At 56.3% G+C, this 13,109-nt stretch carries 9 protein-coding genes and 1 pseudogene; 6 read left to right on the plus strand and 4 right to left on the minus strand.

The features are described 5' to 3' along the window. The 4 genes from A7Q00_RS10465 to A7Q00_RS10480 all read right to left on the minus strand — a co-directional run bounded on the left by A7Q00_RS10465 (position 1) and on the right by A7Q00_RS10480 (position 7,973). A complete protein-coding gene (locus A7Q00_RS10465) occupies positions 1–4,761 on the minus strand; it encodes an NAD-glutamate dehydrogenase (RefSeq protein ID WP_064090474.1) in 4,761 nt (1,586 codons plus the stop codon). Between the two features lie 617 nt (positions 4,762–5,378). Next, complete coding sequence (locus A7Q00_RS10470) at positions 5,379–5,858, minus strand: FKBP-type peptidyl-prolyl cis-trans isomerase (RefSeq protein ID WP_064090475.1); 480 nt, start codon at positions 5,856–5,858, stop codon at positions 5,379–5,381. Between the two features lie 587 nt (positions 5,859–6,445). After that, positions 6,446–6,661, minus strand: a complete 216-nt coding sequence (locus A7Q00_RS10475) for a hypothetical protein (protein ID WP_003823211.1) — start codon at positions 6,659–6,661, stop codon at positions 6,446–6,448. 85 nt (positions 6,662–6,746) lie between these two features. Next, positions 6,747–7,973: an aspartate kinase gene (locus tag A7Q00_RS10480; protein ID WP_064090476.1), complete on the minus strand. Its 1,227-nt coding sequence runs from the start codon at positions 7,971–7,973 to the stop codon at positions 6,747–6,749. Between the two features lie 390 nt (positions 7,974–8,363). On the opposite strand from A7Q00_RS10480, the pseudogene A7Q00_RS13705 reads away from it, so the two are divergent. From A7Q00_RS13705 to radA, 6 genes and pseudogenes are all read left to right on the plus strand, one after another. Beyond that, positions 8,364–8,473: pseudogene (locus tag A7Q00_RS13705) on the plus strand (IS5/IS1182 family transposase); the annotation flags it as partial. 190 nt (positions 8,474–8,663) lie between these two features. Beyond that, positions 8,664–9,581 (plus strand): hypothetical protein, encoded by a 918-nt coding sequence (locus A7Q00_RS10485; protein WP_064090477.1) that lies wholly within the window; start codon positions 8,664–8,666, stop codon positions 9,579–9,581. Positions 9,582–9,981: 400 nt separating this feature from the next. After that, on the plus strand, positions 9,982–10,431 hold the full coding sequence (locus A7Q00_RS13710) for a hypothetical protein (protein ID WP_156503808.1): 450 nt from the start codon (positions 9,982–9,984) through the stop codon (positions 10,429–10,431). Between the two features lie 175 nt (positions 10,432–10,606). Further along, positions 10,607–11,116 (plus strand): SMI1/KNR4 family protein, encoded by a 510-nt coding sequence (locus A7Q00_RS10490; protein ID WP_245637566.1) that lies wholly within the window; start codon positions 10,607–10,609, stop codon positions 11,114–11,116. Between the two features lie 42 nt (positions 11,117–11,158). After that, a complete protein-coding gene (locus A7Q00_RS10495; protein WP_064090478.1) occupies positions 11,159–11,602 on the plus strand; it encodes a hypothetical protein in 444 nt (147 codons plus the stop codon). Between the two features lie 127 nt (positions 11,603–11,729). Then, positions 11,730–13,109 carry a DNA repair protein RadA gene (gene radA / locus A7Q00_RS10500; protein ID WP_064090479.1) on the plus strand — a complete coding sequence of 460 codons (1,380 nt, stop codon included), beginning with the start codon at positions 11,730–11,732 and terminating at the stop codon, positions 13,107–13,109.

Raw genomic sequence — 13,109 nt, forward strand, 5'->3', positions numbered from 1 at the left:
TCAGTCTGCTGCCACGATTTTGGACAGGTTGCGTACCAGCGCGGAGAGCATGGACAAGTCGGCCGGTTCGTAGTGCTGCATGTCGGCAATCTGGCTGCGGGCTGCGGCAATTTTGGCGGCGGCACGGCTGTTGCTGCCGGCTTGTAGGAAGTCGCGCGTGAATTCCAAATGGATGTTGGTGGCGTCTTCATACATGGCCAAACCGGCTTGCGATTGCCATTGGTTGTCGCTCGGCAGCTTGGCGATGGCGCGGTAAATCCAGCTCATGTTCAGTTTTTCGGAGAGCATGAAGTAGGCCTTGGCAACGGTGGCGATTGGCTTGCCGATTTTGGCGGCCGAATCCACCACGGCCAACACATTGGCGGCAAAGGGCAGGCGTGCGAGCATGGCCACATCCTGCTGGCTGAGCACGTTGTAGCTGCCGAGCCAGGCTTCGCGTTCGGCGATGCTGGGGTGCTCTTCGGCCTGGATGCGCTCCGGCAGTTGCTGCATGAACTCAGTAGTAGGAGCGCGGTAGTGGCTGATGAGGCTGCCGATGTTGTCGAAGGGGCGTTTGCTGCGCAGCAGCTGGCCGGCTACATGGCCGATAAGGTCGGCAATGTCGGCACACAGACGCATTTGTGCTTCGGCGGGCAGGCGGTTGTCGAGCGCCTGCACGGCGCGGAAACGCTCTTCGCCGTCGAGCAGGATGTCGGCCACCCAGTAGGCGCGCACCACATCGGCCACGGAAGCTTGGTTTTCTTCGCTGCAACGCTGGATGAAGTGCATACCCATGCGGTTGATGACGCGGTTGGCCAGCTGGTTGACGATGATTTCGCGCCGCAGGTAGTGCTGCTGCATTTCGCTGCCGTATTGCTGTTGGAGCGGGGCGGGGAAATAGCGGATAAGCGCGGGCAGGAAGTTGGGATCGTCGGGGAGGTCGCTGCCCAAGAGGTTGTCTTGGCAGTGCATTTTGCTGTAGGACAGCAATACTGCAATTTCCGGGTTGCTCAGGCCTTCCCCGGCTTCGGCGCGGCGTTTGATTTCGGTTTCGTCCGGCAGGAACTCCACGGCGCGGTCGAGGCCGGCGTTTTCTTCCAGATAGCGGATGAGCGCGGCAGCGGTTTTCAGGTAGCCTGCCGGGTTGAGCTGGGCAACGGAGAGGGCTTGGGTTTGCAGATAGTTGTCTTGCAACACCAGTTGCGCCACTTCGTTGGTCATGTCCCGGAGCAATTCGTCGCGCTCTTCCAGCGTTAGGCGTTCGGCGCGAACGGCTTCACCGAGCAGGATCTTGATGTTTACTTCGTGGTCGGAGCAATCTACGCCGGCAGAGTTGTCGATGGCGTCGGTGCAGCAGCGGCCGCCGTTTTGCCAGAATTCGATGCGGCCCAGCTGGGTGGCGCCGAGGTTGCCGCCTTCGCCCAATACTTTAGCACGCATTTCGCCGCCGTTCACGCGTACTTCGTCGTTGGCTTTGTCGCGCACGTCGGCATTGCTTTCGGAAGCGGCTTTGATGTAGGTGCCGATACCACCGTTGTAGATCAGTTCCACGTCGGCTTTGAGCAGCTCGTGGATGAGCTCGTTGGGGGTGAGGCTGTCGGCTTCGATGCCGAGCCAGGCTTTCACTTCAGGCGTGATGACGATGGATTTGGCGCTGCGTTCATACACGCCGCCGCCCTGCGAAATCTGTGCACGGCTGTATTTTTCCCATCCGCCGCCGCTTTGGAACAGGCGTTTGCGCTCTTCAAAGCTCTTGGCAGCATTGGGGTTCGGATCGATGAAGACGTGGCGGTGGTTGAAGGCGGCTTTGAGCAGGATATGCTCGGACAGCAGCATGCCGTTGCCGAATACGTCGCCGCCCATGTCGCCGATGCCGACTACGGTGAAGTCTTCGTTTTGGATGTCTTTACCCAAATGGCGGAAATGGCGTTTTACCGATTCCCACGCACCGCGTGCGGTGATGCCCATGCCTTTGTGGTCGTAGCCCGCGCTGCCGCCGGAGGCGAAAGCGTCGTCCAACCAGAAGCCGTGTTTGGCGGAGAGGGCGTTGGCGGTGTCGGAGAAGGAGGCGGTGCCTTTGTCGGCAGCCACTACCAAATAGGGGTCGTCGCCGTCGCGGCGGTGCACTTGCTGCGGCGGTTCGATGCCCTCGGCGGTGCGGTTGTCGGTGAGGTCGAGCAGGGCGTTGATGAAAATCTTATAGCAGGCGATGCCTTCTTTCAGGTAGCCTTCACGGTCGGTAGCGGCATCGGGCAGTTGTTTGCACACGAAACCGCCTTTGGAGCCGCTGGGCACGATGACGGCGTTTTTCACCATCTGCGCTTTCACCAAGCCGAGCACTTCGGTGCGGAAGTCGTCGAAACGGTCGGACCAGCGCAGGCCGCCGCGCGCCACTTTGCTGCCGCGCAGGTGGGTGCCTTCCACGCGCGGGCTGTACACCCAAATTTCAAACAGTGGGAGCGGCTTGGGCAGGAAGGGGATGTCTTTAGATTTGATTTTCAGGCTGATTTCGGATTTCAGGCCGCCTTCTTTGTCGGTTTGCCAGAAGTTGGTGCGGCACACGGCCAAAATCACGGAGCGGAAGGCGTTGATGATTCGCTCTTCGTCCAGCGAGGGTACGTCGGCTAAGAGGCCGGTGAGTTCGCTGTTAATCATCAGCGCACGGTTTTCATCGGCTTCTTCAGGATGCAGGCGGGCGGCAAACAGTTCCACCAGTTTGGCGGCGATGGCGCCGTGGCGGAGGAGGGTTTGCTCGATGCGCTCTTGCGGGAACGGCAGGGTGGCTTGTTTCAGGTATTTGGCGATGGCGCGCAGCAGCACGCTGTTGCGCCAAGTGATGCCGGCGGAGAGCACGAGGGCGTTGAAGCGGTCGTTTTCCACACAGCCTGCCCATACTTCGGCAAACAGTGCAGGCAGTTCTCTGCCCAAGGCGTCACAGCCATCGGCTTGGGCGTGGACGGCCACATTGGGCTTGAGGGAGAAATAGTTCAGGCCGACGGCGCTGTTTTCGGTGTGCAGGATATAGGGCACGGCGGTATGCACGTCGAAACCCATGTTCCCGATAATGGGCAGGGTTTGCGACAGCGGCGGGCTGATTTGCGGGGTGTAGAGGCGCAGCGCGTAGGGTGCGGCCGGGTTTTCCTGCTCGGAGAAGACGGTAACCAGCTCGTGGTCGTCGTTGAGGAGTTCGGCGTGTTTGAGGTCGGTAATCGCCTGATCGGGGCTGAAGGCTTCGCGGTAGGCGGCGGAGAAGGCGGCGTCGTCTTCGTGGGCGGCAGATGCGGCTTTGGCCTTGGTTTTTTGTTTGGCTTCAGGCTGTTTTTTCTGTTCGGTTTCGGGTTGCGGCGCGGTTTCGGCATTGCTTGCCAGATTGGCAATGTGTTGCTCCAGCTCGCTGCGGGTAAAGGCGGGCAGTTTGCCGGCATCGGTAAGGCACAGGAATTGAATGCAGGCGAGCGGGTTGTCGTCGGTCAGTTGCACGGCGTATTCGCAGCTTTCGGCGGCCAGGGTGGTTTTCAGGTAGCCTGCAATGCGCTGGCACAATTGGCTGTTGAATTGCGCTTTGGGCAGATAGCACAGAACGGAAACGTAGCGTTTGAATACGTCGTTGCGGGCAAACAGGCGCACGCGCGGGCGCTGGGCGAGCGCGAGCAGGCCGACAGCGGCTTCGGCCAGCTCTTCGCTGCCGGATTCAAACAGTTCGTCGCGCGGGTAGGTTTGCAGCAGGTGGCGCAGGTTGTGTTCCTCGTGGCTGCCGTCGGCAAAACCGAAGTGTTTCAGCACATGCTCGGCTTTGCCGCGCAGCATGGGGATGTTCCAGATGCTGTCGGTGTAGGCGGCGGCGGTGTAGAGGCCGATGAAGCACCATTGGCCGATAACTTGGCCGTTGGCGTTGAGTTTTTGGATGCTGATTTGGTTGAGATAGGCCGGGCGGTGGATGCGGCTGCGCTGCGGCGAGCGGTTGAGCAGCAGGCGGTCGTGGCGCAGCCATTGTTTTTTGTCGGCATCGGAGAGGGCGGCAAAATCGTCGGCAATCTGATTGCTGTTACCGGCGAGGATGCCTTGCGCGGTGTTGGCTTTGGCCTGCAGGCGCGGGCTGCCGGAGTGGTTGACCAAATCGTATTCGCAGAAGCCCATCAGCAGGAAATGGCGGTCGGCCAGCCAGCTGAGGAAGGAGACGATTTCCGCATCTTGGCTGCGGCCTTCGTTCAGAATCATCTGGTTAACCAGCAAAAGCTGGCCGCGCAGTTTGTGTTCGCTTTCCACAATCGTGCCCAATTCGGCCAAGAGGCTGCGGATTTGCTCGGCCAGTTTTTGGTCTTGCGCGGCCTCGCCGCCTTCCAGATACACAGCCACCAATGTTTCTTGCGCGCTGCTTTCTTTGGCGGCTTCTTCGAGGGCGGTAGCTTTGCCGTCTGCATTGCGTTTGACCTGCCATGCGCTGTGCAACACGGCCAAGGGGACACGCTGCTCGCGGTTGAGCAACATCAGCAGGGAGTCGAGCAAGAAGGGGAGGTGGTCGGCCACAATTTCCACCAGCGTGTGCCGCACGGTGCCGCCGGTGGGCGAAACGCGCACCACGGCCTTGCCAGCGGCACGGGGCTCTTGGGCGAGTTTGCGGTGGGAATCGGCGGCAGATAAGAGTTCGGTGTCGCTATAGTTGGCCAGGTCGGCAAAGTCGGCCTGGCGATAATAGCCGGCAAGGAAGGGGAGGAAATCTTCTGCAAAATTCTGTTGGCGGGCACTGTCTTGCAGGCGCAAAACGGGGGTCGGCAGGTTCATGCTGGGGCTCCTCTTGAGCTTCTTGGGTTGGTATGGCGGATTGCAACCGGAAAAACGCAGTTTTGCCGCGTTTGCTCTTTGCCGGTTTTAACCCGTCATAATGAAAATTAAGACAGGTTAATGATACGCGAAATATGCGATTTGAGGTAGGGTGTGGCGAAACGGTGGCGGCAGGATGTGGCAGAGAGGTTTCAGGTAGCCTCGAAGGCAGGTAAGGCAACAGCTGGAATGCTTTGTTTTATAGTCTGTTATGGCAAAGATGGGTATGCCTGGATGCGGAGCGGCAAGCCAGTGTCGCATGGTTATCTACCAGAGGAGTGCCTTGTTATTTTCTGTATAAAGAAAAGGTTGTGATTGTTGCGTGATGATACGGAACGACAGGCTACCTGAAAGCAGAATTTCAACGAAGTTGTAGTGGATTAACAAAAATCAGAACAAGGTGGCGAGCCGCAGACAGTACACACGTTACGGCAAGGCGAGGCAACGCTATACTGGTTTTTGTTAATTCACTATATTAAAGAAATCATAATTTTGCCAAACCAAAGTTTGCAGCGGTTTGAAAAGAAAACAGGCGGGCTGCCTTTATGGCAACCCGCCTGATTGGGAGAAGATGGGAATTAGTGGTGATGACCGTGTGCGCCGTGGACATGGCCGTGAGCGATTTCTTCGGCGGTGGCGGGGCGGATTTCAGCCACTTTGCCTTTGAAGCGCAGCTTCATACCGGCCAGCGGGTGGTTGCCGTCTACCACGGCTTTGCCGTCGGCGATGTCGGTTACGCGGTAAACCAGGGTATCGCCGGTTTCGGGGTCGTCGGCTTCGAACATCATGCCCACTTCCACTTCCACGGGGAAAACGTTGAGCGGCTCGATGCGCACCAATTCCGGGTCTTGCTCGCCGAATGCGTCGTCGGGAGAAAGGGTTACGTTTACTTCTTCGCCCACGGCTTTGCCGTGCAGCGCTTCTTCCACCAGCGGGAAAATGCCGTCGTAGCCGCCGTGCAGATAGGCGATGGGCTCTTCTGTTTTGTCGATCAGCTGGTTGTTGGCATCAAACATTTCATAATGCAGGGTTACTACGGTGTCTTTTTCGATGTTCATGGCAAGTCTTTCCTGCTTGGTAACGGTTGGGAAGGCATTATTTTACCGCATTGGCAGGTTTAGGCAATGCGGCGGCGGCTTGGGCCTGGGTGGGAAGGGTTTGCCGACACTCTGTTTGTTTGCATACACGGCGGTGGGCGGCTGGGGTGAAATGGCAGAGGCAATCTAGATGTGGCGGGCTGTGATTTGATTTGGGGTTTGTTGTTTTCTGCTGATTTGTTTTAGGTTTTGTTGGGTTTGGTTAGGGTTGCAGGCGGTGTGTGAGAACGGTGAGGCGGCTTTCAGGTAGCCTTTTTTGCGGCGAGGATAGAGTGGTTTGTGAATATGCTTGGTTTACAAAAAGATAAAGTTTTTTACTCGGAATACGGGCTAGGGCAGCCCAATAAAGGGCAGGTATAGCGATGCCGGCGTGTTCTTGGCATATTCAAATTATAGTGAATTAACAAAAACCAGTACAGCGTTGGCTCACCTTGCCGTACTATCTGTACTGTCTGCGGCTCGCCGCCTTGTCCTGATTTTTGTTAATTCACTATATGTTTTCAGGTAGCCTTTCTGAGGAGAGGCTACCTGAAAATGATGTGACTTTATCAATCAATCTTCAACAGGGCTTCGATGGCGGCGGTGTATTGCGGCAGGCGCGCCATTTCTTCTTCGAGCTTGTGTTGGCTGCCGGAGTTGTTGAGGGCGGTGTCGATTAAATCCAGTGCGGCGGCGGTGGCGAGGATGCGTCGGCGTTTGGCCGGGCTGATGTTTTTTTCGTCGAGCAGGTCGGTAATGTTGCCGAAGTTGCGGTTTTTCATCATGAGGCGTTCCTGTGCGGGTTGAGGCTACCTGAAAATTTACGGGGCAAAAAACGCCCCGCGCCGGAGGGGCTGCGGGGCAGGGTGATTATTGCTGGCGGTCGAGGCCGAAGGCTTTGTGCAGCACGCGGGTGGCGAGCTCGAGGTATTTTTCATCGATCAGCACGGAGATTTTGATTTCGGAGGTGGAAATCAGCTGGATATTGATGTTTTCCTCGGCCAGGGTGCGGAACATGGTGGAGGCCACGTCGATGTGCGAGCGCATACCGATGCCGACGATGGATACTTTGCACACGGTGTCGTCGCCGTCGATGTCGGCCGCGCCGATGCCTTCCTGCACGCTTTGCAGCAAATCAAGCGTGTGGCGGTAGTCGCCGCGCGATACGGTGAAGGAGAAGTCGGTGGTGCCTTCCGCACCGGCGTTTTGGATAATCATGTCCACGTCGATGTTGGCATCGGCCACCGCACCCAGAATCTGGTAGGCGATGCCAGGTTTGTCGGGCACGCCGCGCACGTTGATGCGGGCTTGGTTTTTGTCGAATGCGATACCGGATACAATGGCTTTTTCCATGTTGGGGTCTTCCTCGTAAGTAATCAGGGTGCCTTCGCCGCCATCGGTGAGGCTGCTCAATACGCGCAGGCGCACTTTGTATTTGCCGGCGAATTCCACCGAGCGGATTTGCAGCACTTTGCTGCCCAGGCTCGCCAGTTCGAGCATTTCTTCAAACGATACGGTGTTCATGCGCCGAGCTTCGGGCACCACGCGCGGGTCGGTGGTGTAAACGCCGTCTACGTCGGTGTAGATTTGGCATTCGTCCGCCTTGAGTGCGGCGGCCAGCGCCACGGCGGAAGTATCGGAGCCGCCGCGCCCAAGCGTGGTGATGTTGCCATCGGCGTCCACACCTTGGAAACCGGCCACAATCACCACTTTGCCTGCCGCCAAATCGGCTCGCATTTTGGCATCGTCGATGCATTCGATGCGGGCTTTGGTGTGGGCGTTGTCGGTTTGCACCGCCACCTGCCAGCCGGTATAGCTCTTGGCAGGCACGCCGATATCCATCAGCGCCATGGCCAAAAGGCCGATGGTTACCTGCTCGCCGGTGGCGAGCACAACATCCATTTCGCGCGGGTCGGGAAACTCCTGGATTTCATGTGCCAACGCCACCAGGCGGTTGGTTTCGCCGCTCATGGCGGACACCACCACCACCACGTCGTAGCCCTCGGCGCGGGCGCGGGCAATGCGTTTGGCCACATTTTTGATGCGTTCGGGGCTTCCCACCGAAGTCCCGCCGTATTTCTGTACCAATAAAGCCATTTGTTTGAATACTCTCTTTACTTTTGAAGCCAACCCGTACCGCACATGGCAACGGATTGGCCGAAAATTGGGAAGTGGACGGTTTGCCGATATATCGGGCAGAGCGGCATTATTGCCAGTTCGGCATAAAAAAACAAGCCTCATTCGCCGCCGTTGTGCCATTACCCGGGGGTACGGCAGCATTTCATGGCAGTGTTTTCCCTTAATCAAACCAACCGCCGCGCAAAGGGTTTGCTAAAATCCGCCTGCCCAAATACGGGTGTAGGAAATAGTCGCGTTCCCTACACATACCAAGAGCATTTAAACCTCAACTGGCATTTTGCGAATACCGACGAATTTCGGACGCGCTACGCCCCGATTTTTATTCCCGTAAAAGTTGGCGTGGCAATCTATAGTGAATTAAATTTAAATCAGGACAAGGCGGCGAGCCGCAGACAGTACAGATAGTACGGCAAGGCGAGGCAACGCTGTACTGGTTTAAATTTAATTCACTATATATCCAATTCGGACAGGAAATCGAGTTGGATTTATCGCGCATGGAGCAGAAGCCGAAAGCACACACGCTTTCACGCGGTAAAGCCTCGTTTCCTCTTCGCAGAAAACCCGATTCGGCTGTGCCTTTCCCCGTTTTCAGGTAGCCTGAAAACCAGAAAAAAGCAGCCTGTATGTTCCCATCAAGAAAGACGAGCCATGCCTAAGCTTCCTGAATGGTTTGCCCCACTGATTCCAGTGTTGGCCGGTCGCCAGTCCGCTGCCGATTTCGAACGCTGGCTATATACCGAAGCGGCCAAAACGCTGCTGCCCGAAAACACATACGCTGCCTTGTTCTGGCTGGATTACCGCAAGACGCATCCGCGCGATATCCATGACGCTTTGGCGGAAGCGGGCGATTGGACGGGCGATTGGCACAAGCTGCAGAATGTGTATGAATATCTGCGCACGGGCTATTTGAATTGGGCGGACGACGAGCTTTTGCGCGTATTGCCGCTTCCCGATGATGATATTGCCCGATTGCAGGCGTTTGCCGAGTGGGTGAACGGTAGTACAGACATGCTGGAAGCATTGGGCATGCCTGCGGAAATTGCCGCCGTGAACGCTTTGTCAGACGGCTATCTGGCTGAGTTGTGCCTATATTTTTCCGCACCGCAAACGTGCAGGCTGCCTGCCGTGCCGCCGCCTTATCTCTCATTACACAACGCCGCGTTGTATGAGATTGATGGCGTTCCGCGCGAAGTTTCGTTTGTGAGCGCCGCTTTTCCCTGTGAGTCGGACGACACGCCGAACGCGCCCGAAATTTACGGCAAGGCACTCGCCCGATATTTGACGGAAGGGCTGGCACGGCGCGGCTTTTCCGTGACGGGTTGCCACGCGGAAGACTGGGGCTGGCGCGTGGATGTTGGTAATGCGGATTTCCCGCTGTGGCTCGGCTGCGCCAATTTGACGGACGGAGAAAACCGCTTCCGTTGCTTCATCGAACCGCACACCGATTGCGTGCGCCGCCTGTGGCTGTTCAAACACGATACCCGCGCCGCAACGGCACGCCTTGCCGCCGCGCTCAACGATATTTTGCAGCAGGACGACCGCATCGAATCAGTGGAATGGCAATAACGGCGTGAATATATGTGAATATATATTGACGGCTGAGTGGATTTAAAGGTGCAGGCTGCTTTTTGCCACCCGTTTCAGGTTCATGACGTTTGGCGCGCTTAAATAAAGGGGCTAATCTACGTCAGCCCCAAAAAATAAGCAGCCCAGCATGTGCAGGCTGCTTTTTTGTTGCCTGTGCCGTCCCGCCGTCGTTCAGCGGCAGGGTGCTATAGTCAATTAAAATTGCAATGATACGGTGTTGGCTCGCCTTGACGTACTACCTGTACGCCTTGCGGCTCGCCGCCTTGTCTCATTTTTATTTTAATCGACTATAAATTCCAACGGCGTGATGAGATTGCTAACCATCCTTAATGTAAGTAAAATCAAGTAATCTATACTGTTGGTTTGGTTAGGAATTGTCATGAAAAAACTGTTATTGCTTTTTTTGGTTGCTCTTACCGTGCCTTGCCCTGTTTTGGCAAACGGGGTTGGGGAGGATACAGGGTATGGTGAATTGCAAACCGATTGTCTGCTTAAAACAGGCAACGGCAGTTTCCGGCGTTTGCCATGTAGGAAAGTGATCATATCTGCAGCTGCCCCGCTCGGTGTGACGGTTAAACATGAAATAGGCGGTACATTGCTCTATACCGCATCATATGCTTGGAAAGACGACAGCCATCCAAACCATTACCTGACTTCCGTCAGGCAGGAAATAGAAAATGTGAGCTACCGTTCTGCTGCCCGCGTATTCTATCTGGACAGACGGCAGCGGCGTATCTCCGACAACAGCTTCGGACTGCCGAATATTTGGGAATGCTATCGGCAGTTGCACGGCGATAAAATCACATTGTGCATTTGGCAAAAACCCTGATTTTCCAGCCTGCAAGGCTGCCTGAACACCCCAAAAAGCAGCCTGCACGCGGTTTATGCCTTTCTACTAAATCGAATGAAGCCGCCTACCCGAACTTTCCGAACCATCGGGCGCATGGGCGGCGTAGTTGGAATATGCTTGGCAGAAGGCGACAGAGACGGCCTGAAAACCAATAATGAAAGGGCAAAATATGTGGTATCAAGCATTTGAGTTTTACGACCGGCAGCCGCCCGCCACCGAAGGCGATATGGCCTCATTCCGCGCCCCGCTGCCCGAAGCTGAGCGTGCGGACGCGCTGCGCTATCTGGATGCGCACGCCGCGCAGCTGCAAGCTACTGCATTCTGTCTGCCATCCCATTTTTCCATTCCCGCCGAATTGGAACAGCTTTGGCGGTATTCCGTCAGCGGCGGCATCTCGGGGAACGGGCAGGATTTCGGCTATTTTGCGCCCGCAGAAGTCGTATCGTTTTATTTTATCTACCAGTTTTGGCATTACGCGCCCAATCTGATGCCGATTGCTTTTGATGGCGGCAGTGTGTTTTACTGCTATGATTTCAGGCAGTCCGCACCTAAGAATCCGCCCATTGTGATGAATGATTCGGGCAACCTTGGCGAAACCGATGACGAAATCGTTTGGGCGGGCGGTACGCTGGCCGAAGTGTTGGCGAAGGAATTGGATGATTAGGCACGCCGCCATTATTTTTCTCCACCGGCAAAAGTTGAGCACATGAACACGGAAGAGATAGCAGAGATTGTTGATATTGAAGATAAAATTGACGATAGCGGCATTGTGGACCGATATGATTTATTTGTCTCCAAGTCGCTTGGGTTTATCGAAAAATGCCTTATTCCATTGAGCCGTGAACAGGAATATTTAAAAGAAACCGTTCAATATTTGCGCGCTTACAGGCAAAAAGCGGTTGATGGCGAACAGTTGAAATTGTATGCAATTGAGTTTAATAAAAAATTATTGGATATCCCAAATAAACAGGAAAAAGCCATAGCGAAATTTATTTACTGGTTTGTCAATGAAGATTTTTTGAATGGAATCACGCCAGAATGGCAGCAGGACAGTTCGCTCAGCTATATGCTTGATGCTTTGTATGAGGTTTGTGATGATTTGTCGCTGTGTAAAAAGTTTTGCGATTTTTTGCTTTCTGAACAGTCGTAAAGCAGTATATTCGTACAGGCATCCAGTTTAGTTGAATGGCAAAGCGCAGCGGTGGCGCGTTTCGTATTTTCAGGTAGCATGAATCCTAAAAGCAGCCTGCACCCCACCCCATAAAAGGAAACCCTAAATGGCCAAAGCCCCCAAAACCCTCTACACCTGCACCGAATGCGGCGGCACCGTGCCCAAGTGGCAGGGCAAATGCCCGCACTGCGGCGAGTGGAACACCTTGCAGGAAGGCATCGCCGCGCCCGAGCCGAAGAATGCCCGTTTCCAATCGTGGGCGGCGGACACCACGCAAGTGCAGGAACTCTCCAAAGTTACCGCCGCCGAAGTGCCGCGCGAGCCGACCGGCATGGGCGAGCTCGATCGCGTGCTCGGCGGCGGGCTGGTGGACGGCGCGGTGATTTTGTTGGGCGGCGACCCGGGCATCGGCAAGTCCACGCTGCTGCTGCAAACCGTCGCCCTGATGGCGAAAAAACGCAAAGTGCTGTATGTGTCGGGCGAGGAATCGGCGCAACAGGTCGCCCTGCGCGCGCAGCGTTTGGGGCTGGATGCGGACGGCGTGCATCTGCTGGCGGAAATCCGCTTGGAAGCAGTGCAGGCTGCTTTGAAGCAGCACCAGCCCACCGTGGTGGTTATCGACTCGATTCAAACCATGTATTCCGACCAGATTACCTCCGCGCCCGGCTCCGTGTCGCAGGTGCGCGAGTGCGCCGCCCAGTTCACCCGCATGGCCAAGCAGATGGGCATCGCCATGATTTTTGTCGGCCACGTCACCAAAGACGGCGCGATTGCCGGCCCGCGCGTGCTCGAACACATGGTGGATACCGTGCTGTATTTCGAAGGCGACCAGCATTCCAATTACCGCATGATACGCGCCATCAAAAACCGCTTCGGCGCGGCCAACGAGCTGGGCGTGTTCGCCATGCTGGAAAACGGCCTCAAAGGCGTGTCCAACCCCTCCGCCATCTTCCTCGCCAGCTACCGCGACGACGTGGCCGGCTCGTGCGTGCTGGTGACGCAGGAAGGCAGCCGTCCGCTGCTGGTGGAAATCCAAGCGCTGGTGGACGACGCGCACGGTTTCACGCCCAAGCGGCTCACCGTCGGCTTGGAGCAAAACCGCCTCGCCATGCTCTTGGCCGTGCTCAACCGCCACGCCGGCATCGCCTGCTTCGACCAAGACGTGTTCATCAACGCGGTGGGCGGCGTGAAAATCAGCGAACCGGCGGCGGATTTGGCGGTGATTCTGGCGATGGTGTCCAGCTTCCGCAACAAGCCGCTGCCTGAAAAAATGGTGGCCTTCGGCGAAGTCGGCCTGAGCGGCGAAGTGCGCCCCGTGGCACGCGGGCAGGAGCGGCTGAAAGAAGCGGAAAAACTCGGCTTCAAACGCGCCATCGTGCCCAAAGCCAACCTGCCGCGCAGCAAAAAAGAATTTGCCGGACTGGAAATCTTCGGCGTGGAACGGCTGGACGAAGCGGTGAGATTGTGCAGGGATTTGGCGGAGTAG

It is taken from the genome of Eikenella halliae (assembly GCF_001648475.1).
Lineage (GTDB): Bacteria > Pseudomonadota > Gammaproteobacteria > Burkholderiales > Neisseriaceae > Eikenella > Eikenella halliae.

Bases quoted from the DNA above. Each gene is read 5' to 3' on its own strand.
- A7Q00_RS10495 (WP_064090478.1), top strand. From the start codon at position 11,159: ATGAACACGGAAGAGATAGCAGAGATTGTTGATATTGAAGATAAAATT.
- A7Q00_RS10490 (WP_245637566.1), top strand. From the start codon at position 10,607: ATGAAAGGGCAAAATATGTGGTATCAAGCATTTGAGTTTTACGACCGG.
- A7Q00_RS10470 (WP_064090475.1), bottom strand. From the start codon at position 5,858: ATGAACATCGAAAAAGACACCGTAGTAACCCTGCATTATGAAATGTTT.
- A7Q00_RS10480 (WP_064090476.1), bottom strand. From the start codon at position 7,973: ATGGCTTTATTGGTACAGAAATACGGCGGGACTTCGGTGGGAAGCCCC.
- A7Q00_RS10485 (WP_064090477.1), top strand. From the start codon at position 8,664: ATGCCTAAGCTTCCTGAATGGTTTGCCCCACTGATTCCAGTGTTGGCC.
- A7Q00_RS10475 (WP_003823211.1), bottom strand. From the start codon at position 6,661: ATGATGAAAAACCGCAACTTCGGCAACATTACCGACCTGCTCGACGAA.
- A7Q00_RS13710 (WP_156503808.1), top strand. From the start codon at position 9,982: ATGAAAAAACTGTTATTGCTTTTTTTGGTTGCTCTTACCGTGCCTTGC.
- A7Q00_RS10465 (WP_064090474.1), bottom strand. From the start codon at position 4,761: ATGAACCTGCCGACCCCCGTTTTGCGCCTGCAAGACAGTGCCCGCCAA.
- radA (WP_064090479.1), top strand. From the start codon at position 11,730: ATGGCCAAAGCCCCCAAAACCCTCTACACCTGCACCGAATGCGGCGGC.